This is a genomic window from Salmonella sp. 32070601201500089SM (genome assembly GCF_017573605.1).
In the GTDB taxonomy this organism is placed as follows: domain Bacteria; phylum Pseudomonadota; class Gammaproteobacteria; order Enterobacterales; family Enterobacteriaceae; genus Salmonella; species Salmonella enterica.
In genome coordinates, this window is sequence record NZ_JAGETK010000002.1 from 415,067 (window position 1) to 437,986 (window position 22,920).

Below are 22,920 nucleotides of genomic sequence, written 5' to 3' on the forward strand. Positions count from 1 at the left end.
GCTATTGCCTGATGGCGCGACGCTTATCAGCCCTACAAAGGTTGTTTGGGCGCATAGGTTGATATAAAACGGGCCACTGCTGGCCCAGTTAACAGAATGCTGAACAGCCGTAGGGTTTGCATTGCCATGATGAGCGCCATATCGGCACTGCTTCCTGCCGCGATCGCGGCAACCGTATCCAGACCACCGGGACTGGTGGCAAGATAAGCCGTCATAAAATCAATCTGCATGTAGTAAGCCATTCCCCACGCCATCGCGGCGCAAATCGCCATCAGCGCGAAAATTGACAATAAGATTTGCGGCAATGGCCGCAGCGCCATAAAAAACACCTGTCTGTCAAAACCCAGCCCAATACGCCAGCCTATCGCCATATACGCCACGGCCAGCAGCCATTCGGGTAATTCAATCTCAATGATGCCTTGCGAATGGAGAAGCGCGCCTGCCAACATGGGGAGCAGCATCGTGCCGGAAGGGATACGCATCAGGCGACCGGCAATGCCCGCCACGATCGCTAATAACAGCGTCGTCAATACATTACCGCTAAGCGGCGGAAACCAGATCACCTGTTGGCTGACCGCTGCCGCGCTGTCGCCGAGTATCAGGCGTGTCACCAGCACCGCCGCGCCAGCCACAAACAGTACCCGTAGATACTGCATAAACGCCACCAGGCGGATATCCGCCCCGTAATCTTGCGCCATCGCTACCATTGCCGCCGCGCCGCCCGGCGAAGACCCCCATGCGCCGGTGTTGCCGGGCAGCGAGCTGTAACGTACCAGCAGCCAGCCGACTACCGCGCTGGAAAGCAGCGTCACCAGCAACACTAAAAGCACGACCGGCCAGTAGAGGGCGAGGGTGGTCAATATCGAACCGGTTAGATTTTGGGCGATCATACAGCCGAGAATTGCCTGCGCGGCGAGAAAAATACCGCGCGGAAGTTGTAGCGTACTACCTCGCAAACTCAACACGATACCCGCAATCATTGGACCGAGCAGCATTGCCGCCGGAAGGTGCAGATAGAGAAAAATAAGGGAAATGAGCAGCGATAACAGGAACAACAAAAACCACTGCAGAATCGGCATTCCATGCTCCCTGAATGATATTTAGCGAAACCTTAATTAATCATAGAGAGTAACGGGGTAAGAATAAAATAATGAGGATAAGAAAAAAGGGAAAATGTACCGGATGGCGAGGGTTGCCTCGCCATCCGGTTGTCAATTAACGCTTCAGCGCCGATTTAAAATCGCGTTTATCGTAGCCGGTATACAGCTGACGAGGACGGGCGATTTTCATGCCGTCAGTGTGCATTTCATTCCAGTGTGCAATCCAGCCAACGGTACGCGCCATGGCGAAGATCACGGTGAACATCGAAGATGGAATGCCCATCGCTTTCAGAATGATGCCGGAGTAGAAGTCTACGTTCGGGTACAGTTTCTTCTCGATGAAGTACGGGTCGTTGAGCGCAATGTGCTCAAGCTCCATCGCCACTTCCAGCAGATCGTCTTTGGTGCCCAGCTCTTTCAGCACTTCGTGGCAGGTTTCACGCATCACGGTGGCGCGCGGATCGTAGTTTTTGTAAACACGGTGACCGAAGCCCATCAGGCGGAAAGAATCATTCTTGTCTTTCGCACGGCGAACAAATTCCGGAATGTGTTTAACAGAGCTGATTTCTTCCAGCATTTTCAGCGCGGCTTCGTTGGCGCCGCCGTGCGCGGGTCCCCACAGGGAGGCGATCCCGGCGGCAATGCAGGCGAATGGGTTGGCGCCGCTTGAACCTGCGGTACGTACCGTTGACGTTGAGGCGTTCTGCTCATGGTCAGCGTGCAGGATCAGAATACGGTCCATCGCGCGCTCTAGTACCGGATTCACTTCATAGGTTTCACACGGCGTGGAGAACATCATGTTCAGGAAGTTACCGGCGTAGGAAAGGTCGTTGCGCGGATAAACAAACGGCTGACCGATTGAATATTTGTAACACATCGCCGCCATGGTCGGCATTTTGGACAGCAGGCGGAACGCCGCGATTTCACGGTGGCGCGGATTGTTCACATCCAGCGAGTCGTGGTAGAACGCTGCCAGCGCGCCAGTGATCCCGCACATTACCGCCATCGGATGTGAGTCGCGACGGAAAGCATGGAACAGGCGAGTGATTTGCTCATGGATCATCGTATGGCGGGTGACTGTCGTTCTGAACTCGTCATACTCTTCCTGCGTCGGTTTTTCGCCGTACAGCAGGATGTAACAGACTTCCAGATAGTTGGAATCGGTAGCAAGCTGGTCAATCGGGAAACCGCGATGCAACAAAATGCCTTCGTCGCCGTCGATGAAGGTGATTTTAGATTCGCAGGATGCGGTAGAGGTGAAACCAGGGTCAAAAGTAAAAACTCCTTTTGAACCGAGACTACGAATATCAATAACATCTTGACCGAGTGTACCTTTTAGCACATCCAGTTCAATAGCAGTATCACCAGTAAGGGTGATTTTTGCCTTTGTATCAGCCATTTACGGTCTCCTTAGCGCCTTATTGCTTAAGACTGCCGGAACTCAGACTTGCCTTCTACACGTCATCTTCCTCGTCGTTAGTGCAGGGAAGATTCTGTGTATGCATCAATCAACCGTTACCAGTTTGTTATTTGGCTCGCCGCTCTGTGAAAGAGGGGATGACCTGGGTACAGAGCAATGGGCGCTTGCAGGTAACGGCTTGATTAATTTCGAATTAGCAGCAAATCAGGAACGTAGCAATCCGAGTAATGTAACCTGTCTATCACTAATAACTGTCCTGAAAGAATGGGTCAATATCATTGTACTGTTGCATAACTTATTAACAGGTGAAAGAGTGACCCCATAACTTTTACGCATTATATGCTTTTTCTGGTGTTGTTTGTAACAATTTTGTTTAATGTTTGTCAAATCAGATGATTGAAAATTAAAAAAATGTTGTTATCGTGACCTGTGTCACTGTTCAGGATAAAACCCGACAAACTATATGTAGGTTAATTGTAATGATTTTGTGAACGTCCTATACTGCCGCCAGGTCTCCGGAATACCCTGCAATCCCGAGCCACCCAGCGTTGTAACGTGTCGTTTTAGCTACTGGAAGCAGTGTTTTACATGACGCGCAGTTATAGAAAGGACGCTGTCTGACCCGCACGCAGACCGGAGGAAGGAAATCCCGTCGTCTTTCTGGCTACAGGTAGATTCACCTCTGTAACCGAAGTCTTAAGGGAATAATAAGAACAGCATGTGGGCGTTATTCATGATAAGAAATGTGAAAAAACAAAGACCTGTCAATCTGGATCTACAAACGATTCGGTTCCCCATCACAGCGATAGCGTCCATTCTCCATCGCGTATCCGGTGTGATTACTTTCATCGCAGTCGGCATACTACTGTGGCTACTGGGCACCAGCCTCTCTTCTCCGGAAGGATTCCAGCAGGCCGCCGATATCATGGACGGCTTCATCGTTAAATTTATCATGTGGGGCATCCTTACCGCGCTGGCGTATCACGTCATCGTGGGAATTCGTCACATGTTAATGGATTTTGGCTATCTGGAAGAAACATTCGAAGCGGGTCAACGCTCTGCCAAAATCTCTTTTGTTATCACTGTCGTGCTTTCACTTCTCGCAGGAGTCCTCGTATGGTAAGCAACGCCTCCGCATTAGGACGCAATGGCGTACATGACTTCATCCTGGTCCGTGCTACCGCTATCGTTCTGACGTTATACATCATCTACATGGTGGGTTTTTTCGCCACGAGCGGCGAACTGACCTTTGAAGCCTGGACCGGTTTCTTCTCATCGGCCTTCACCAAAGTCTTCACCCTGCTGGCGCTTTTTTCCATCTTGATTCATGCCTGGATCGGCATGTGGCAGGTGTTAACCGACTACGTTAAACCACTGGCAGTGCGTCTGATACTGCAACTCGTTATTGTTGTTGCGCTGGTGGTTTACGTCATCTATGGATTTGTTGTGGTGTGGGGTGTGTAATGAAACTGCCAGTCAGAGAATTTGATGCTGTTGTGATTGGTGCCGGTGGCGCAGGTATGCGCGCGGCGCTGCAAATTTCCCAGAGCGGCCAAACCTGTGCGCTGCTCTCGAAAGTCTTCCCGACCCGTTCCCATACCGTTTCCGCGCAGGGCGGTATCACCGTGGCGCTCGGCAATACCCATGAAGATAACTGGGAATGGCACATGTACGACACCGTTAAGGGGTCGGACTACATTGGTGACCAGGATGCCATCGAATATATGTGTAAGACCGGACCGGAAGCGATTCTGGAACTGGAGCACATGGGGCTACCGTTCTCCCGTCTTGATGATGGACGTATCTATCAGCGCCCGTTCGGCGGCCAGTCGAAAAACTTTGGCGGCGAGCAGGCGGCACGTACCGCGGCGGCGGCTGACCGTACCGGTCACGCCTTGCTGCACACGCTGTATCAACAGAATTTGAAAAACCACACCACGATTTTCTCCGAATGGTATGCGCTGGATCTGGTGAAAAACCAGGATGGCGCGGTGGTGGGGTGTACCGCACTGTGCATCGAAACCGGTGAAGTGGTGTACTTCAAAGCCCGCGCGACGGTGCTGGCGACCGGCGGCGCAGGCCGTATCTACCAGTCCACCACCAACGCTCATATCAATACCGGTGACGGTGTCGGTATGGCGCTGCGTGCCGGTGTCCCGGTGCAGGATATGGAAATGTGGCAGTTCCACCCGACCGGCATCGCCGGGGCGGGCGTGCTGGTGACAGAAGGCTGCCGCGGCGAAGGCGGTTACCTGCTGAACAAACACGGCGAGCGCTTTATGGAGCGTTATGCGCCGAACGCCAAAGACCTTGCGGGTCGTGACGTGGTGGCGCGTTCCATCATGATCGAAATCCGTGAAGGCCGCGGCTGCGACGGTCCGTGGGGGCCGCACGCTAAACTGAAACTGGATCACCTGGGTAAAGAGGTGCTGGAATCTCGCCTGCCGGGTATCCTGGAACTGTCCCGTACTTTCGCCCACGTTGACCCGGTGAAAGAGCCGATTCCGGTTATCCCGACCTGCCACTACATGATGGGCGGTATTCCGACTAAAGTGACCGGTCAGGCGCTGACCGTGAACGAGCAGGGCGAAGACGTGGTCATTCCGGGGCTGTTTGCGGTAGGCGAAATCGCCTGTGTATCGGTTCACGGCGCCAACCGTCTGGGCGGTAACTCACTGCTGGATCTGGTGGTCTTTGGCCGCGCGGCGGGGCTGCATTTACAGGAATCCATCGCCGAGCAGGGCGTGCTGCGCGACGCCAGCGAGTCTGACGTTGAAGGTTCTCTGGAGCGCCTGAATCGCTGGAACAATAACCGCAATGGCGAAGATCCGGTGGCTATCCGCAAAGCGTTGCAGGAGTGTATGCAGCATAACTTCTCCGTATTCCGTGAAGGCGACGCGATGGCGAAAGGGCTTGAGCAGTTGAAAGTGATCCGCGAGCGTCTGAAAAACGCCCGTCTGGATGACACGTCCAGCGAGTTTAATACCCAGCGTGTTGAGTGTCTGGAGCTGGATAACCTGATGGAAACTGCCTACGCCACTGCCGTATCAGCCAACTTCCGGACGGAAAGCCGCGGCGCGCATAGCCGCTTCGATTTCCCGGAGCGTGATGATGCCAACTGGTTGTGTCATACCCTGTATCAGCCGCAAACGGAATCCATGACGCGCCGAAGCGTCAATATGGAACCGAAACTGCGTCCGGCGTTCCCGCCGAAGATTCGTACTTATTAATTGCGGAGACAGGATGATGAAACTCGAATTTTCGATTTATCGTTATAACCCGGATGTCGATAACGCTCCGCGTATGCAGGATTACACCCTGGAAGGCGAAGAAGGGCGCGACATGATGCTGCTGGATGCGTTAATCCAGCTTAAAGAAAAAGATCCCAGCCTTTCTTTCCGCCGTTCCTGCCGCGAAGGTGTGTGTGGTTCTGATGGTTTGAATATGAACGGTAAGAATGGTCTGGCCTGTATTACCCCTATTTCGGCGCTGACTCAGCCGGGTAAGAAGATTGTGATTCGCCCGCTGCCCGGTTTGCCGGTGATCCGCGATTTGGTGGTAGACATGGGGCAATTCTACGCACAATATGAGAAGATTAAGCCTTACTTATTGAATAATGGGCAAAATCCACCGGCACGTGAGCATTTACAGATGCCGGAGCAGCGTGAAAAACTCGATGGGCTGTATGAATGTATTCTTTGCGCCTGTTGCTCAACATCCTGCCCGTCATTCTGGTGGAACCCGGATAAGTTTATCGGTCCGGCGGGGCTGCTCGCGGCGTATCGATTCCTGATCGATAGTCGTGATACCGAGACTGACAGTCGTCTGGAAGGGATGAGCGATGCATTCAGCGTATTCCGCTGTCACAGCATTATGAACTGCGTCAGTGTATGTCCTAAGGGACTGAACCCGACGCGCGCTATCGGCCATATTAAGTCGATGCTGTTGCAGCGTAGCGCATAAGTAGTTGTAGTGGTTGCCGGATGGCGACGTACCGTCTTATCCGGCCTACAGGCGCAACCCCGTAGGCCTGATAAGCGCAGCGCCATCAGGCAATAGAAGTGCAGGAAACCTCTAAAAACTGCCATATGATTAGTAATAATCGAGATGTTCAGAGCGAGACAAGGCGCGGTCTGAACGAATCTTCGGGAGCATAGTTAACTATGTGACCGGAGTGAGCGAAGGCCGCAACGCAGTCGTAGCCTGAACAGCGAAGATTATTAGACAGTTTTTAAAGGTTCCTTAGCGGACGCAGATGACACGACAGTCCGCAACAAGTGAACCCCGGCACGCATACAGCGTATGCGTGGTTAGTATCCACGGCGAAATACTCGTCATAGTTCACGTTGCATGTGCGTTGGCTGCACTTGCTCACCCCGGTCACTTACTGGATGTAAGCTCCCAGGGATTCGCAAGCTTGCCGCCTTCCTGAAACGTGACCTATTTAGAGTATTAAATAAGCAGAAAAGATGCTTAAGGGATCACGATGCAGAACAGCGCTTTGAAAGCCTGGTTGGACTCTTCTTACCTCTCTGGTTCGAATCAGAGCTGGATAGAACAGCTCTATGAAGACTTCTTAACCGATCCTGACTCGGTAGACGCTAACTGGCGTTTGACGTTCCAGCAGTTACCTGGTACCGGAGTCAAACCGGATCAACTCCATTCAAAAACACGTGAATATTTCCGGCGGCAGGCGTTGGCTGGCTCACGTCACTCTTCTACGATTTCCGACCCTGACACCAATGTGAAGCAGGTTAAAGTCCTGCAGCTTATCAACGCTTATCGTTTCCGTGGCCATCAGCATGCAAACCTCGATCCGCTGGGACTGTGGAAGCAAGAACGCGTGGCGGATCTGGACCCTTCTTTCCATGATTTGACCGAGGCCGATTTCCAGGAAACCTTCAATGTCGGCTCCTTTGCCAGCGGCAAAGAGACGATGAAGCTGGGCGAGCTGCTCGACGCGCTCAAACAGACCTACTGCGGCCCGATTGGCGCTGAGTATATGCACATCACCAGCACCGAAGAGAAACGCTGGATCCAACAGCGCATCGAATCCGGTCGTGCGGCCTTTAGCGCTGACGAGAAAAAACGCTTCCTGAACGAACTGACCGCCGCTGAAGGGCTGGAACGTTATCTGGGTGCCAAATTCCCGGGTGCGAAACGTTTCTCGCTTGAGGGGGGAGATGCGCTGATACCCATGCTGAAAGAGATGGTTCGCCATGCGGGTAACAGCGGCACTCGCGAAGTGGTGCTGGGGATGGCGCACCGCGGTCGCCTGAACGTGCTGATCAACGTACTGGGTAAAAAACCGCAGGATCTGTTCGACGAGTTTGCCGGTAAGCATAAAGAACATCTGGGTACTGGCGACGTGAAGTATCACATGGGCTTCTCGTCAGATATCGAAACCGAAGGCGGTCTGGTTCACCTGGCGCTGGCGTTTAACCCATCGCATCTGGAAATTGTGAGCCCGGTGGTGATGGGCTCCGTGCGTGCCCGTCTGGACCGACTGGACGAACCGAGCAGCAACAAAGTGTTGCCGATCACTATTCACGGCGACGCCGCGGTGACCGGCCAGGGCGTGGTTCAGGAAACCCTGAACATGTCGAAAGCGCGCGGTTACGAAGTGGGCGGTACGGTACGTATCGTTATCAACAACCAGGTGGGCTTCACCACCTCTAACCCACTGGATGCGCGTTCAACGCCTTACTGCACCGATATCGGTAAAATGGTCCAGGCGCCGATTTTCCACGTCAATGCGGACGATCCGGAAGCCGTCGCTTTTGTGACCCGTCTGGCGCTGGACTTCCGTAATACCTTTAAACGCGATGTGTTCATCGATCTGGTGTGCTACCGCCGTCACGGCCACAACGAAGCCGACGAGCCAAGCGCAACCCAGCCGCTGATGTACCAGAAAATCAAAAAGCATCCGACGCCGCGTAAAATCTACGCCGACAAACTGGAAGCTGATAAGGTCGCAACGCTGGAAGATGCCACCGAAATGGTCAACCTCTATCGCGATGCGCTGGATGCAGGCGAATGCGTGGTGAAAGAGTGGCGTCCGATGAATATGCACTCGTTCACCTGGTCGCCGTATCTAAACCACGAATGGGATGAAGCATACCCGAACAAGGTAGAAATGAAGCGCCTGCAGGAGCTGGCAAAACGTATCAGCACCGTGCCGGAAGCCATTGAAATGCAGTCTCGCGTGGCGAAAATTTATGGCGACCGTCAGGCAATGGCGGCAGGTGAGAAATTGTTTGACTGGGGCGGCGCGGAAAATCTGGCTTACGCCACGCTGGTCGATGAAGGCATTCCGGTGCGCCTGTCCGGGGAAGACTCCGGTCGCGGCACCTTCTTCCATCGTCATGCGGTGATCCACAACCAGACGAACGGCTCAACGTATACGCCGTTGCAGCATATTCACAGCGGTCAGGGACAGTTTAAAGTCTGGGACTCCGTGCTGTCTGAAGAAGCGGTGCTGGCTTTTGAATACGGTTATGCCACGGCGGAACCACGTACCCTGACTATCTGGGAAGCGCAGTTTGGCGATTTTGCCAACGGCGCGCAGGTAGTGATTGACCAGTTCATCTCCTCCGGCGAGCAGAAATGGGGCCGGATGTGCGGTCTGGTGATGCTGTTGCCGCATGGCTATGAAGGGCAGGGCCCGGAGCACTCTTCCGCGCGTCTGGAACGTTATCTGCAACTTTGCGCCGAGCAGAATATGCAGGTTTGCGTGCCGTCCACCCCGGCGCAGGTCTACCATATGCTGCGCCGTCAGGCGCTGCGCGGGATGCGTCGTCCGCTGGTGGTGATGTCGCCGAAATCGCTGCTGCGTCACCCGCTGGCGGTTTCCACGCTTGATGAACTGGCGAACGGTTCCTTCCAGCCGGCCATTGGCGAAATTGACGAGCTGGACCCTAAAGCCGTAAAACGCGTGGTAATGTGTTCTGGTAAGGTTTATTACGACCTGCTGGAACAACGTCGCAAAAACGACCAGAAAGATGTCGCTATCGTGCGCATCGAACAGCTCTATCCGTTCCCGCATAAAGCGGTGCAGGAAGCGCTGCAACCATACGCTCACGTCCATGATTTTGTCTGGTGCCAGGAAGAGCCGCTCAACCAGGGCGCATGGTACTGCAGTCAGCATCATTTCCGTGAAGTGATTCCGTTTGGGGCCGCTCTGCGTTATGCAGGTCGCCCGGCCTCCGCCTCTCCGGCGGTAGGGTATATGTCCGTTCACCAGAAACAGCAACAAGATCTGGTTAATGACGCGCTGAACGTCGATTAAATAAAGGATAAATAATGAGTAGCGTAGATATTCTTGTTCCCGACCTGCCTGAGTCCGTAGCGGACGCGACCGTCGCCACCTGGCATAAAAAACCGGGTGATGCGGTTGTTCGTGACGAAGTGCTGGTAGAAATCGAAACTGACAAAGTGGTACTGGAAGTACCGGCATCGGCGGACGGCATTCTGGATGCGGTTCTGGAAGAGGAGGGGACGACTGTCACCTCTCGCCAGATCCTGGGTCGCCTGCGTGAAGGCAACAGCGCGGGTAAAGAGACCAGCGCCAAATCTGAAGAGAAAGCGTCTACGCCGGCACAGCGCCAGCAGGCGTCGCTGGAAGAACAAAACAACGATGCGCTCAGCCCGGCGATCCGTCGCCTGCTGGCTGAACACAATCTGGAAGCCAGCGTCATTAAAGGCACTGGTGTGGGTGGGCGTCTGACCCGTGAAGATGTGGAAAAACATCTGGCGAAAGGCGAGTCTAAAGCACCCGCTGTTGAACCTGCAGCACAACCCGCTCTGGGCGCGCGCGGCGAAAAACGCGTGCCAATGACCCGCCTGCGCAAGCGCGTGGCCGAGCGTCTGCTGGAAGCGAAAAATTCCACCGCCATGCTGACGACCTTCAATGAAGTCAACATGAAGCCGATTATGGATTTGCGTAAGCAGTATGGCGAAGTGTTTGAAAAACGTCATGGTATCCGCCTGGGCTTTATGTCCTTCTACGTGAAAGCGGTAGTGGAAGCGCTGAAGCGTTATCCGGAAGTGAACGCCTCTATCGACGGCGATGACGTGGTGTATCACAACTACTTTGATGTGAGCATGGCGGTGTCTACGCCGCGCGGCCTGGTCACGCCGGTCCTGCGTGACGTGGATACGCTGGGCATGGCTGACATCGAGAAAAAAATTAAAGAACTGGCTGTCAAAGGCCGCGACGGCAAGCTGACCGTAGAAGACCTGACCGGTGGTAACTTTACCATTACCAACGGCGGCGTATTCGGTTCGCTGATGTCTACCCCGATCATCAACCCGCCGCAGAGCGCGATTCTGGGAATGCATGCTATTAAAGACAGGCCGATGGCGGTGGATGGCAAGGTGGAAATTCTGCCGATGATGTACCTGGCGCTCTCTTACGATCATCGCCTGATCGATGGTCGCGAATCCGTGGGCTTCCTGGTCACCATCAAAGAGTTGCTGGAAGATCCGACCCGTCTGCTGTTGGACGTGTAGTCAGCAAGAGCATCACCTGCTACCTGTAGGCCGGATAAGGCGTTCACGCCGCCATCCGGCGATGGTGTAATGCCTGATGGCGCGCAGCTTTCAGGCCTACAGGTCTAAAGATCTAAAGATAACGATTACCTGAAGGATGGACAGAACACATGAACTTACATGAATATCAGGCAAAACAACTTTTTGCCCGCTATGGCTTACCGGCGCCGGTGGGTTATGCCTGTACTACTCCGCGTGAAGCCGAAGAAGCCGCGTCTAAAATCGGTGCCGGCCCGTGGGTAGTGAAATGTCAGGTTCACGCTGGCGGCCGCGGCAAAGCGGGCGGTGTGAAGGTAGTAAAAAGCAAAGAAGAGATTCGCGCCTTCGCGGAAAACTGGCTGGGCAAACGTCTGGTGACCTATCAAACAGACGCTAATGGCCAACCGGTAAACCAGATTCTGGTTGAAGCGGCGACCGACATCGGCAAAGAACTGTACCTCGGCGCGGTAGTTGACCGTAGTTCTCGTCGCGTGGTCTTTATGGCGTCTACCGAAGGTGGCGTAGAGATCGAAAAAGTCGCGGAGGAAACCCCGCATCTGATCCATAAAGTCGCGCTCGATCCGCTGACCGGCCCGATGCCGTATCAGGGACGGGAACTGGCGTTCAAATTGGGTCTGGAAGGTAAACTGGTGCAGCAGTTCACCAAAATCTTTATGGGTCTGGCAACCATTTTCCTTGAGCGCGACCTGGCGCTGATCGAAATCAACCCGCTGGTGATTACTAAGCAGGGCGATCTGATTTGCCTCGACGGCAAGCTGGGCGCTGACGGCAACGCGCTGTTCCGCCAGCCGGATCTGCGTGAAATGCGTGACCAGTCTCAGGAAGACCCGCGTGAAGCGCAGGCAGCGCAGTGGGAACTGAACTACGTCGCGCTGGACGGCAACATCGGTTGCATGGTGAACGGCGCGGGTCTGGCGATGGGCACCATGGACATCGTTAAGCTGCATGGTGGCGAACCGGCTAACTTCCTTGACGTGGGCGGCGGCGCAACCAAAGAGCGCGTCACCGAAGCGTTTAAAATTATCCTCTCGGATGACAACGTGAAAGCGGTTCTGGTTAACATCTTCGGCGGTATCGTCCGTTGTGACCTGATTGCCGACGGTATCATCGGCGCGGTGGAAGAAGTGGGCGTGAACGTTCCGGTGGTGGTGCGTCTGGAAGGCAACAACGCCGAACTCGGCGCGAAGAAACTGGCTGACAGTGGCCTGAATATTATTGCAGCGAAAAGTCTGACGGATGCAGCTCAGCAGGTTGTTGCCGCAGTGGAGGGGAAATAATGTCCGTTTTAATTAATAAAGATACCAAGGTTATCTGCCAGGGCTTCACCGGTAGCCAGGGGACTTTCCACTCCGAACAGGCGATTGCTTACGGTACGCAGATGGTGGGCGGCGTAACGCCGGGCAAAGGCGGCACCACGCATCTGGGGCTGCCGGTGTTCAACACCGTGCGCGAAGCGGTAGAAGCTACCGGTGCGACCGCATCCGTTATCTACGTCCCGGCGCCGTTCTGCAAAGACTCCATTCTGGAAGCGATCGACGCAGGCATCAAACTGATTATCACCATCACCGAAGGTATTCCGACGCTGGATATGCTGACCGTGAAAGTGAAGCTGGACGAAGCAGGCGTGCGCATGATCGGCCCGAACTGCCCAGGTGTGATCACCCCGGGCGAATGCAAAATCGGCATCATGCCGGGTCACATTCATAAGCCGGGTAAAGTGGGTATCGTTTCCCGTTCCGGCACGCTGACCTACGAAGCGGTTAAGCAGACCACCGACTACGGTTTCGGCCAGTCCACCTGCGTGGGTATCGGCGGCGACCCGATTCCGGGCTCTAACTTTATCGATATCCTGAAACTGTTCCAGGAAGATCCGCAGACTGAAGCGATCGTGATGATCGGTGAGATCGGCGGTAGTGCAGAAGAAGAAGCGGCGGCTTACATTAAAGACCACGTGACCAAGCCGGTTGTTGGCTATATCGCGGGTGTTACCGCGCCGAAAGGCAAGCGTATGGGCCACGCTGGCGCCATCATTGCCGGTGGTAAAGGCACCGCGGATGAAAAATTCGCCGCGCTGGAAGCTGCTGGCGTGAAGACGGTTCGCAGTCTGGCCGATATCGGCGAAGCGCTGAAAGCAATTATAAAATAAAACTCGCTGTTCCTGCGGGAACAGATAAATGTCCGTTTTCGACATGGTTGGCCACCTTTACGGTGGCCTTTTTTATGGCTTTATTGTTTGTGGCAAAGTACGGGTGAAGCATCCGGGATATAAAATTATTGGCTTTGTAAATATTGAGCTATAGGAAAATGATGCCTCATTAAAAAAACATGGTGGAGTCTAAAAATAATTGATAATAACCGTCTGGCAGCGGCAGTAAATTTACTCAGTTTGCCGGTTAACTCTTTTGCAGCAAATACAGATGCTGTCTTAGTGAAAGACCTGCCGACCTCACTGGAGACGGATTATGCGCTTTCCGCCATGAAAAAAACGCATTGCAGCATTACACTATGTTGACGCTAACCTCTATAGTAAATTGACGCTTGACTCTGTGGCCGCGCATGTTTGCCTGAGCGCGAACTACACGTCTCCTCAGATGTATCGCGCTTACACAGACTGCTTGTTTAATGGCAGAATAAAACAGCTATTTTAATCATAAGAGTACCAGCATTATTTCCCTGAAGTATTAAAGATATCGTTTAATAAATCATATGAACTTTTGCTGGTTAAAAGAGGTTAACTTTAAAAATTATTAAGAACTTATTGACACTATTCGTTCGTGATTAATCATGTTTAAAGGGTATTTATGGCTGCGAATAAACAGAATTATCACTATGAGTGACGTAGATATTGAGGGTAAATCTGTGAAGGTGATAACAGAATCTTCACTATAATAATTATAGAGAGGCAAATACGGTGTTATTGAAATAAAGAAAAATTAGCGAATAAAATGTTTGTTTCTGGCTATCTGGAAAGCTTATTAGCGATAATTAAGGCGATAACCTGGCAAGATGATCCTGGCCGTTAGTCGTCGGGAAAGGGAAGTTGGGGCAGGGTAATCCCGGTGGGATGATGGCGCGTGTGCAATGAGATAGTTTCTTTGCGGTGTTAATTATAAGTAAAATAAAAATAGACTAAATGTATAAAATAATAAGTATTGATAACCTGCAGAAAAAATCTGTGAGCTATTTAGCAATAATTGAACATCAATGTGGAATGTTTTTTACTGGATGCGGGGCAGTAAAAAACGCACAAAATGTTTAGCCTTATCGAATAAGCCTCTTTTTACAGGGGGTTTGAAATTACTCTTTGCAAAAACAAAAAGTTAACAAAAAATTCACCATGCATTCAATGAATAAACATTATTAACATTAACTTTAAAAATTGATTTTAATCAATATTTAAATGTTGGAAAAGAGCATCAAAACTGGTTAAATTGTCCGTGATCAAATTCCCTGAAAAGCGATAGATTAGCCATAAATTGATCGCTGTCGAAAAAAGCAAATCTGACCCACTAAAAACCTGTTTATTGTAAGGGTTTTACGGCGTAATATATTTGCGGGATCAATTTGGGTTTTTTATTAACATGTTTGTAACTTTTCATCATTACTGTTTCCTTCCCGAGGGGATAGTACGATGGAAGGCCGCAAATAAATTTGTATTGGGGCATGCGTGTGACCCTTTCTAACGGGGTTCACTCTCGGAGTCTTCATGCGATGAGCAAGGAGTCATGATGTTAGATATAGTCGAACTGTCGCGCTTACAGTTTGCCTTGACCGCGATGTACCACTTCCTGTTTGTGCCGCTAACGCTCGGTATGGCGTTCCTGCTGGCCATTATGGAAACGGTATACGTCCTTTCCGGCAAACAGATTTATAAAGATATGACCAAGTTCTGGGGCAAGTTGTTTGGTATCAACTTTGCTCTGGGTGTGGCTACCGGTTTGACCATGGAGTTCCAGTTCGGGACAAACTGGTCGTACTACTCCCACTATGTTGGGGACATCTTCGGTGCGCCGCTGGCCATCGAAGGTTTGATGGCCTTCTTCCTCGAATCCACCTTTGTAGGTCTGTTCTTCTTCGGCTGGGATCGTCTGAGTAAAGTTCAGCATATGTGCGTCACCTGGCTGGTGGCTCTGGGGTCCAACCTCTCCGCGTTGTGGATTCTGGTAGCGAACGGCTGGATGCAAAACCCAATCGCTGCGGATTTCAATTTCGAAACCATGCGTATGGAAATGGTGAGCTTCTCTGAACTGGTGCTGAACCCGGTAGCACAGGTGAAATTTGTTCACACTGTGGCGTCCGGCTATGTCACCGGCGCGATGTTCATCCTCGGTATCAGCGCTTACTACATGCTGAAAGGTCGTGACTTCGCCTTTGCTAAACGCTCCTTTGCTATTGCCGCCAGCTTCGGTATGGCTGCCGTACTGTCCGTTATCGTACTCGGTGACGAATCCGGTTACGAAATGGGCGACGTGCAGAAAACCAAGCTCGCTGCGATTGAAGCTGAATGGGAAACGCAACCTGCTCCGGCCTCCTTTACCCTGTTCGGCATTCCTGACCAGGACAAACAGGAAAACCATCTGGCGATTCAGATCCCTTATGCGCTCGGCATTATCGCTACGCGTTCCGTGGACACGCCGGTTATTGGTCTGAAAGATCTCATGGTTCAGCATGAAGAGCGTATCCGTAACGGGATGAAAGCCTATGAACTGCTGGAGCAGCTGCGCGCCGGTTCTACCGACCAGGCCGTTCGCGACCAGTTTAACAGCATGAAGAAAGATCTCGGTTACGGCCTGCTGCTGAAACGCTATACGCCTAATGTGACTGACGCGACCGAAGCGCAGATCCAGCAAGCGACGAAAGATTCCATTCCTCGCGTTGCGCCGCTGTACTTCGCTTTCCGTATCATGGTGGCGTGCGGCTTCCTGCTGCTGGCGATTATCGCACTCTCCTTCTGGAGCGTGATTCGTAACCGCATCGGTGAGAAAAAATGGCTGTTGCGCGCGGCGCTGTACGGTATTCCACTGCCGTGGATTGCGGTTGAAGCAGGTTGGTTCGTCGCCGAGTATGGTCGTCAGCCGTGGGCGATCGGCGAAGTGTTGCCGACAGCCGTGGCGAACTCATCGCTGACCGTGGGCGATCTGCTGTTCTCCATGTTCCTGATTTGCGGCCTGTATACCCTGTTCCTGGTGGCAGAATTGTTCCTGATGTTCAAATTTGCACGCCTTGGCCCAAGCAGCCTGAAAACCGGTCGCTATCACTTTGAGCAGTCCACCGTGACTTCTCAGCCGGCACGCTAAGACAGGAGTCGTCAAATGATCGATTATGAAGTACTACGTTTTATCTGGTGGCTGCTGGTTGGCATTTTGCTAATTGGTTTCGCTGTCACCGATGGGTTCGACATGGGGGTGGGGATGCTCACCCGTTTCCTCGGTCGTAACGACACCGAACGTCGAATTATGATTAACTCTATCGCCCCGCACTGGGACGGTAACCAGGTGTGGTTGATCACCGCGGGCGGCGCGTTGTTTGCTGCCTGGCCGATGGTTTACGCTGCGGCGTTCTCCGGTTTCTATGTGGCGATGATCCTGGTGCTGGCGTCTTTGTTCTTCCGTCCGGTCGGTTTTGATTACCGTTCCAAGATTGAAGACCCGCGCTGGCGCAACATGTGGGACTGGGGCGTGTTCATCGGTAGCTTTGTGCCGCCGCTGGTGATTGGCGTGGCCTTTGGCAACCTGTTGCAGGGCGTACCGTTCCATGTAGATGAGTATCTGCGTCTGTACTACACCGGTAACTTCTTTCAGTTGCTGAACCCGTTTGGTCTGCTGGCGGGTATCGTAAGCGTAGGGATGATCATCACGCAGGGGGCGACTTACCTGCAAATGCGCACCGTTGGCGAACTGCACCTGCGCGCGCGCGCCACCTCGCAGATTGCGGCGCTGGTGACATTAGTGTGCTTTGCGCTGGCGGGCGTTTGGGTAATGTATGGTATTGATGGTTATGTCGTGACATCCGCGATTGATCATCATGCCGCCTCTAACCCGCTGACTAAAGAAGTGGCGCGTGAAGCTGGCGCCTGGCTGGTGAACTTTAATAATGCTCCGATCCTGTGGTTGGTTCCGGCTCTGGGCGTGGTTCTGCCGCTGCTGACTATCCTGACTTCCCGTATGGAGAAAGGCGCGTGGGCATTCCTGTTCTCTTCGCTGACCTTGGCCTGCATTATTCTGACGGCGGGTATCGCTATGTTCCCATTTGTGATGCCGTCCAGCACGATGATGAATGCCAGCCTGACCATGTGGGATGCGACATCCAGCCAGATGACGCTGAACCTGATGACCTGGGTTGCGGCGGTGTTCGTACCGATCATTCTGATCTACACCAGCTGGTGTTACTGGAAAATGTTCGGTCGTATCACTAAAGAACATATTGAAAGCAACACCCACTCTCTGTACTAAGTAAGGAGCTTAAAATGTGGTATTTCGCATGGATTCTGGGAACGCTTCTTGCCTGTGCATTCGGGATCATTACCGCCCTGGCGCTTGAGCACGTTGAAGCGGGTAAAACCGGTCAAGAAGAAAGCTAATGACCCATATTATCGCAAAACTGTATGCGGTAATGGACAAGCGCCCGTTAAGGGCGCTTTCCTTCGTGATGGCGATAGTGCTGGCAGGATGTATGTTCTGGGACCCGTCACGGTTTGCCGCCAGGACCAGCACGCTTGAAATCTGGCACGGATTATTGCTGATGTGGGCGGTTTGCGCAGGCATAATCCACGGCGTGGGTTTTCGCCCTGAATCCGTACACTGGCAAGGGATTTTTTGTCCGCTCCTTGCGGATATCGTCCTTATCGTCGGCCTGATTTTCTTCTTCTTGTGAATAAGAAACCTCCTTAAAAATATAGGGGCTTGCATAAGCCCATATATTTTTACTCTCCCTTAACTTCCCCCCATTCCCAAGCCTCATTCCCACGCGTATAGTAGCAACGTTTAAAAGCTCTACTTTTGTTGCATTACCGGGATGTAAAGTGAATACAAGGCGATATACAACGGCATTCTTGAGGCATTACGGCGGCAAGCGGATGACGCCAACAAAGAGGCTGCAGGGATGAATAAGTATATGTTTCGATGGCCAATTCGAGTTTATTACGAAGACACGGACGCCGGCGGTGTGGTTTATCACGCCAGCTATGTCGCTTTTTATGAAAGAGCGCGCACGGAGATGCTGCGTCACCATCACTTCAGCCAACAGGTGCTGCTGGCGGAGCGGGTCGCCTTTGTGGTGCGCAAGATGACGCTGGAATACTATGCGCCTGCGCGGCTCGACGATATGCTTGAAGTTCAAACAGAAATTACGTCAATGCGTGGCACCGCTTTGGTTTTCACGCAACGCATTGTCAACGCAGAGAACACGCTGCTAAATGAAGCAGAGGTTCTGATTGTTTGCGTTGATCCACTCAAAATGAAGCCTCGTGCGCTTCCTAAGTCTATTGTCGCGGAGTTTAAGCAGTGACTGACATGAATATCCTTGATTTGTTCCTGAAGGCAAGCCTTCTGGTTAAACTTATCATGTTGATTTTGATTGGTTTTTCAATAGCATCCTGGGCCATCATTATCCAGCGAACGCGTATCCTGAACGCCGCTGCGCGTGAGGCGGAAGCGTTTGAAGATAAATTCTGGTCCGGAATCGAACTATCGCGTCTGTACCAGGAAAGCCAGGGGAGACGCGATAGTCTGTCGGGCTCGGAGCAAATCTTTTATAGCGGGTTCAAAGAGTTTGTCCGGCTCCATCGCGCCAACAGCCATGCGCCGGAGGCAGTGGTAGAGGGGGCGTCGCGTGCGATGCGCATCTCCATGAACCGAGAGCTGGAAACGCTGGAAACGCATATCCCGTTTCTTGGCACGGTAGGCTCTATCAGTCCTTATATCGGTCTGTTTGGCACCGTATGGGGGATTATGCATGCGTTTATCGCCCTGGGCGCGGTGAAACAGGCGACTCTGCAAATGGTTGCGCCGGGTATTGCCGAAGCATTGATTGCCACGGCGATTGGTCTGTTTGCCGCCATCCCTGCGGTTATGGCTTACAACCGACTGAATCAGCGCGTGAACAAGCTGGAACTGAATTACGACAACTTTATGGAAGAGTTCACCGCGATTCTGCACCGCCAGGCGTTTACCGTAAGCGAAAGCAACAAGGGGTAAGCCATGGCCAGAACGCGTGGACGAGGTCGTCGCGAACTTAAGTCCGAAATCAATATTGTACCGCTACTCGACGTACTGTTGGTGTTGCTGCTGATCTTTATGGCAACCGCGCCGATCATTACCCAGAGCGTGGAGGTCGACTTGCCGGAGGCGAATCAGTCGCAGGCGGTCAGTAGTAACGACGATCCACCGGTCATTATTGAGGTTTCCGGAGTAGGGCAATACAGCGTAGTGGTTGATAAAGATCGAATGGATCAACTGCCGTCTGAACAGGTGATCGCAGAAGTAAAGCGTCATCTGCAGGCTAATCCGAAAACAGTCTTTTTAATCGGCGGCGCGAAAGAGGTGCCGTACGATGAAATAATTAAAGCGCTGAACTTGTTACACAGCGCGGGCGTAAAATCGGTTGGCTTAATGACGCAGCCAATCTGAAGTCTGCGTCCCGTTGGCTTGAAAGACGGCGAGTAACAGGCGAACAGTTTTTTGGGAACCGAGAGTGTCAAAGGCAACCGAACAAAACGACAAGCTCAAACGGGCGATAATTATTTCAGCCGTGCTGCATATCATCTTATTTGCAGTGCTGATCTGGAGTTCGTTTGATGAGCATATAGAGGCTTCTGCCGGCGGCGGCGGTGGTTCCGCTATCGACGCGGTGATGGTCGATCCTGGCGCCGTTGTGCAGCAGTACAACCGTCAGCAGGATCAACAGGCCAGCGCCAGACGCGCGGAAGAAGAGCGTAAAAAGCTGCAACAGCAGCAAGCAGAGGAACTGCAGCAGAAGCAGGCTGCTGAACAGGAGCGGTTGAAACAACTTGAGAAAGAACGTTTAGCGGCTCAGGAGCAGCAAAAGCAGGCTGAAGAAGCGGCAAAACTGGCGCAACAGCAGCAGCAACAGGCCGAAGAAGCGGCGAAAGCGGCGGCGGACGCGAAGAAAAAAGCGGAGGCCGAGGCGGCGAAAGCGGCGGCGGACGCGAAGAAGAAAGCGGAAGCCGAAGCGGTAAAAGCGGCAGCGGACGCGAAGAAGAAAGCGGAAGCCGAAGCGGCGAAAGCGGCGGCGGACGCGAAGAAGAAAGCAGAGGCCGAAGCGGCGAAAGCGGCGGCGGAGGCGAAGAAGAAAGCGGAAGCCGAAGCGGCGAAAGCGGCGGCGGAGGCGAAGAAGAAAGCGGATGCCGAGGCGGCGAAAGCGGCGGCGGAGGCGAAGAAGAAAGCGGATGCCGCGGCGGCGAAAGCAGCGGCGGACGCTAAGAAGAAAGCGGCTGCCGAAAAAGCGGCCGCCGCAGAAGGCGTCGACGATCTGCTTGGCGATCTCAGCTCGGGTAAGAATGCGCCGAAAACCGGCGGCGGCGCGAAAGGGAATGGTCAGCCATCGAAAGATAGCGGTACATCGGGCGCTAACGGTGGGGCGACAGGCGCTGATATCAGCGCCTACGCGAAACAGATTCAGGTCGCCATTCAGAGCCGTCTGTATGATGCGAGCCTGTATCAGGGCAAACAATGTGTCTTGCATATTAGCCTGGCGCCGGATGGCTCATTAAAAAGCATTACGTCTGAGGGCGGCGATCCGGCGCTTTGTCAGGCGGCGTTAATGGCGGCAAAAACCGCGAAAATTCCTAAACCGCCAAGCCAGGCTGTTTATGAGAAAATAAAGGATGCCAAACTAGACTTTAAACTGTAGATACTTTTCTTTATGGAAGTTGGAGCGGTTGAGTTGTTACTGGTCCTGGTGGTTTTGTGTATTTGAGTTTGTTAACATTCTGCTAAATTATCGTGGGTCGCAGGCCCAGGTATGGGAGATATGATGAAGCAGGCATTACGAGTAGCATTTGGTTTTCTGATGCTGTGGGCGGCAGTGCTGCACGCAGAAGTCCGTATCGAGATCACCCAGGGGGTGGACTCGGCGCGACCGATTGGCGTTGTGCCTTTTAAATGGGCCGGGCCGGGCGCTGCGCCTGAAGATATCGGCGGCATCGTGGCGGCAGATTTACGCAACAGCGGTAAATTTAATCCGTTAGACCGGTCCCGACTGCCGCAGCAGCCAGCCACCGCTCAGGAAGTTCAGCCTACCGCATGGTCTGCGCTGGGTATTGATGCCGTCGTCGTTGGGCAGGTAACGCCGAATCCGGACGGTTCCTACAATGTTGCTTATCAGCTGGTTGACACTGGCGGCGCGCCGGGGACTGTACTGGCGCAAAACTCTTATAAAGTGAACAAGCAGTGGCTGCGTTATGCAGGCCACACCGCCAGTGACGAAGTTTTTGAAAAACTGACGGGCATTAAGGGCGCGTTCCGTACTCGTATCGCCTATGTGGTACAGACTAACGGCGGTCAGTTCCCGTATGAACTGCGTGTGTCGGATTACGATGGCTACAATCAGTTCGTAGTGCACCGTTCTCCGCAGCCGCTGATGTCTCCGGCGTGGTCTCCGGACGGCTCAAAACTGGCTTACGTGACATTTGAAAGCGGTCGCTCTGCGCTGGTTATCCAGACGCTGGCAAACGGCGCAGTGCGTCAGGTTGCGTCCTTCCCGCGTCACAACGGCGCGCCGGCCTTCTCGCCGGATGGGACGAAACTGGCGTTCGCGTTATCGAAAACCGGAAGTCTGAACCTGTACGTTATGGATCTCGCCTCCGGTCAGATTCGTCAGATAACGGACGGCCGTAGCAACAATACGGAGCCGACCTGGTTCCCGGACAGCCAGACTCTGGCCTTTACTTCTGACCAGGCTGGACGTCCGCAAGTGTATAAAATGAACATTAACGGCGGTGCGGCGCAGCGTATTACCTGGGAAGGTTCGCAAAACCAGGATGCGGATGTCAGCAGCGACGGTAAATTTATGGTAATGGTAAGCTCAAATAACGGGCAGCAGCACATTGCCAAACAAGATCTGGTGACGGGTGGCGTACAGGTTCTGTCGTCAACGTTCCTGGATGAAACGCCAAGTCTGGCACCTAACGGCACGATGGTAATCTACAGCTCTTCTCAGGGGATGGGATCTGTGCTGAATTTGGTTTCTACAGATGGGCGTTTCAAAGCGCGTCTTCCGGCAACTGATGGTCAGGTGAAATCGCCTGCCTGGTCGCCGTATCTGTGATAATAATTAATTGATTACTAAAGGAATTAAAGAAATGCAACTGAACAAAGTGCTGAAGGGCCTGATGATTGCCCTGCCTGTTATGGCAATCGCGGCATGTTCTTCCAACAAGAACGCCAGCAATGACGGTAGCGAAGGCGGCATGCTGAACGGCGCCGGCACTGGTATGGACGCTAACGGCAACGGCAACATGTCATCTGAAGAGCAAGCGCGTCTGCAGATGCAGCAGCTGCAGCAGAACAACATCGTTTACTTCGATCTCGACAAGTACGATATCCGTTCTGACTTCGCGGCAATGCTGGATGCGCACGCTAACTTCCTGCGTAGCAACCCGTCTTACAAAGTCACCGTAGAAGGTCACGCGGACGAACGCGGTACTCCGGAGTACAACATCTCCCTGGGCGAACGTCGTGCTAACGCCGTTAAAATGTACCTGCAGGGTAAAGGCGTTTCCGCTGACCAGATCTCCATCGTTTCTTACGGTAAAGAAAAACCTGCCGTACTGGGCCACGACGAAGCGGCTTACGCTAAGAACCGTCGCGCTGTACTGGTTTACTAAGAGAA

General features: G+C 53.0%; 21 protein-coding genes. 19 read left to right on the forward strand and 2 right to left on the reverse strand.

Annotated elements, in window-relative coordinates:
- Positions 1-32 precede the first annotated feature (32 nt).
- Positions 33-1,079 (reverse strand): AbrB family transcriptional regulator, encoded by a 1,047-nt coding sequence (locus J4728_RS05580; protein WP_001122057.1) that lies wholly within the window; start codon positions 1,077-1,079, stop codon positions 33-35.
- Positions 1,080-1,215: 136 nt separating this feature from the next.
- Positions 1,216-2,499: a citrate synthase gene (locus tag J4728_RS05585; protein ID WP_000785811.1), complete on the reverse strand. Its 1,284-nt coding sequence runs from the start codon at positions 2,497-2,499 to the stop codon at positions 1,216-1,218.
- A 100-nt stretch (positions 2,500-2,599) separates the two neighbouring features.
- Here J4728_RS05585 and J4728_RS05590 point away from each other — a divergent pair, with 100 nt between their 5' ends.
- The 19 genes from J4728_RS05590 to pal all read left to right on the forward strand — a co-directional run bounded on the left by J4728_RS05590 (position 2,600) and on the right by pal (position 22,915).
- Entirely contained in the window at positions 2,600-2,845 is a 246-nt protein-coding gene (locus J4728_RS05590; RefSeq protein ID WP_001539488.1) for a hypothetical protein, read from the forward strand.
- 393 nt (positions 2,846-3,238) lie between these two features.
- On the forward strand, positions 3,239-3,643 hold the full coding sequence (gene sdhC / locus J4728_RS05595) for a succinate dehydrogenase cytochrome b556 subunit (protein ID WP_000263340.1): 405 nt from the start codon (positions 3,239-3,241) through the stop codon (positions 3,641-3,643).
- Positions 3,637-3,984, forward strand: coding sequence for a succinate dehydrogenase membrane anchor subunit (sdhD, locus tag J4728_RS05600; protein WP_000254356.1), 348 nt, complete (start codon positions 3,637-3,639; stop codon positions 3,982-3,984). Before sdhC ends, sdhD begins: the two co-directional genes overlap by 7 nt.
- Positions 3,984-5,750: a succinate dehydrogenase flavoprotein subunit gene (gene sdhA, locus J4728_RS05605; protein ID WP_000775561.1), complete on the forward strand. Its 1,767-nt coding sequence runs from the start codon at positions 3,984-3,986 to the stop codon at positions 5,748-5,750. Before sdhD ends, sdhA begins: the two co-directional genes overlap by 1 nt.
- A gap of 16 nt (positions 5,751-5,766) precedes the next feature.
- Complete coding sequence (gene sdhB / locus J4728_RS05610) at positions 5,767-6,483, forward strand: succinate dehydrogenase iron-sulfur subunit SdhB (RefSeq protein ID WP_001537859.1); 717 nt, start codon at positions 5,767-5,769, stop codon at positions 6,481-6,483.
- Between the two features lie 523 nt (positions 6,484-7,006).
- Positions 7,007-9,808, forward strand: coding sequence for a 2-oxoglutarate dehydrogenase E1 component (gene sucA / locus J4728_RS05615; protein ID WP_001181500.1), 2,802 nt, complete (start codon positions 7,007-7,009; stop codon positions 9,806-9,808).
- A gap of 14 nt (positions 9,809-9,822) precedes the next feature.
- On the forward strand, positions 9,823-11,031 hold the full coding sequence (gene odhB / locus J4728_RS05620) for a 2-oxoglutarate dehydrogenase complex dihydrolipoyllysine-residue succinyltransferase (protein WP_017441684.1): 1,209 nt from the start codon (positions 9,823-9,825) through the stop codon (positions 11,029-11,031).
- A 149-nt stretch (positions 11,032-11,180) separates the two neighbouring features.
- Positions 11,181-12,347 (forward strand): ADP-forming succinate--CoA ligase subunit beta, encoded by a 1,167-nt coding sequence (gene sucC, locus J4728_RS05625; RefSeq protein ID WP_001048590.1) that lies wholly within the window; start codon positions 11,181-11,183, stop codon positions 12,345-12,347.
- Positions 12,347-13,216 carry a succinate--CoA ligase subunit alpha gene (sucD, locus tag J4728_RS05630; protein ID WP_000114631.1) on the forward strand — a complete coding sequence of 290 codons (870 nt, stop codon included), beginning with the start codon at positions 12,347-12,349 and terminating at the stop codon, positions 13,214-13,216. Before sucC ends, sucD begins: the two co-directional genes overlap by 1 nt.
- 1,582 nt (positions 13,217-14,798) lie before the next feature.
- Positions 14,799-16,367 (forward strand): cytochrome ubiquinol oxidase subunit I, encoded by a 1,569-nt coding sequence (gene cydA, locus J4728_RS05635; protein ID WP_000884369.1) that lies wholly within the window; start codon positions 14,799-14,801, stop codon positions 16,365-16,367.
- A 15-nt stretch (positions 16,368-16,382) separates the two neighbouring features.
- Entirely contained in the window at positions 16,383-17,522 is a 1,140-nt protein-coding gene (gene cydB, locus J4728_RS05640; RefSeq protein WP_000568258.1) for a cytochrome d ubiquinol oxidase subunit II, read from the forward strand.
- A gap of 14 nt (positions 17,523-17,536) precedes the next feature.
- Positions 17,537-17,650 (forward strand): cytochrome bd-I oxidase subunit CydX, encoded by a 114-nt coding sequence (gene cydX / locus J4728_RS05645; protein WP_000270278.1) that lies wholly within the window; start codon positions 17,537-17,539, stop codon positions 17,648-17,650.
- Entirely contained in the window at positions 17,650-17,943 is a 294-nt protein-coding gene (ybgE, locus tag J4728_RS05650) for a cyd operon protein YbgE (protein ID WP_000148790.1), read from the forward strand. Before cydX ends, ybgE begins: the two co-directional genes overlap by 1 nt.
- A gap of 228 nt (positions 17,944-18,171) precedes the next feature.
- A complete protein-coding gene (gene ybgC / locus J4728_RS05655; RefSeq protein WP_001046240.1) occupies positions 18,172-18,576 on the forward strand; it encodes a tol-pal system-associated acyl-CoA thioesterase in 405 nt (134 codons plus the stop codon).
- On the forward strand, positions 18,573-19,265 hold the full coding sequence (gene tolQ / locus J4728_RS05660) for a Tol-Pal system protein TolQ (RefSeq protein ID WP_000131318.1): 693 nt from the start codon (positions 18,573-18,575) through the stop codon (positions 19,263-19,265). The genes ybgC and tolQ overlap by 4 nt, the downstream gene beginning before the upstream one ends.
- A gap of 3 nt (positions 19,266-19,268) precedes the next feature.
- The gene (tolR, locus tag J4728_RS05665; RefSeq protein ID WP_000124676.1) at positions 19,269-19,697 is read left to right on the forward strand and encodes a colicin uptake protein TolR; all 429 of its coding nucleotides are present in this window, start codon (positions 19,269-19,271) and stop codon (positions 19,695-19,697) included.
- A gap of 64 nt (positions 19,698-19,761) precedes the next feature.
- Positions 19,762-20,940, forward strand: a complete 1,179-nt coding sequence (tolA, locus tag J4728_RS05670) for a cell envelope integrity protein TolA (protein ID WP_000030589.1) — start codon at positions 19,762-19,764, stop codon at positions 20,938-20,940.
- A 123-nt stretch (positions 20,941-21,063) separates the two neighbouring features.
- On the forward strand, positions 21,064-22,356 hold the full coding sequence (gene tolB / locus J4728_RS05675; protein WP_001562341.1) for a Tol-Pal system beta propeller repeat protein TolB: 1,293 nt from the start codon (positions 21,064-21,066) through the stop codon (positions 22,354-22,356).
- Positions 22,357-22,390: 34 nt separating this feature from the next.
- Positions 22,391-22,915, forward strand: coding sequence for a peptidoglycan-associated lipoprotein Pal (pal, locus tag J4728_RS05680; protein ID WP_001176621.1), 525 nt, complete (start codon positions 22,391-22,393; stop codon positions 22,913-22,915).
- The last annotated feature ends 5 nt before the right edge of the window (positions 22,916-22,920 follow it).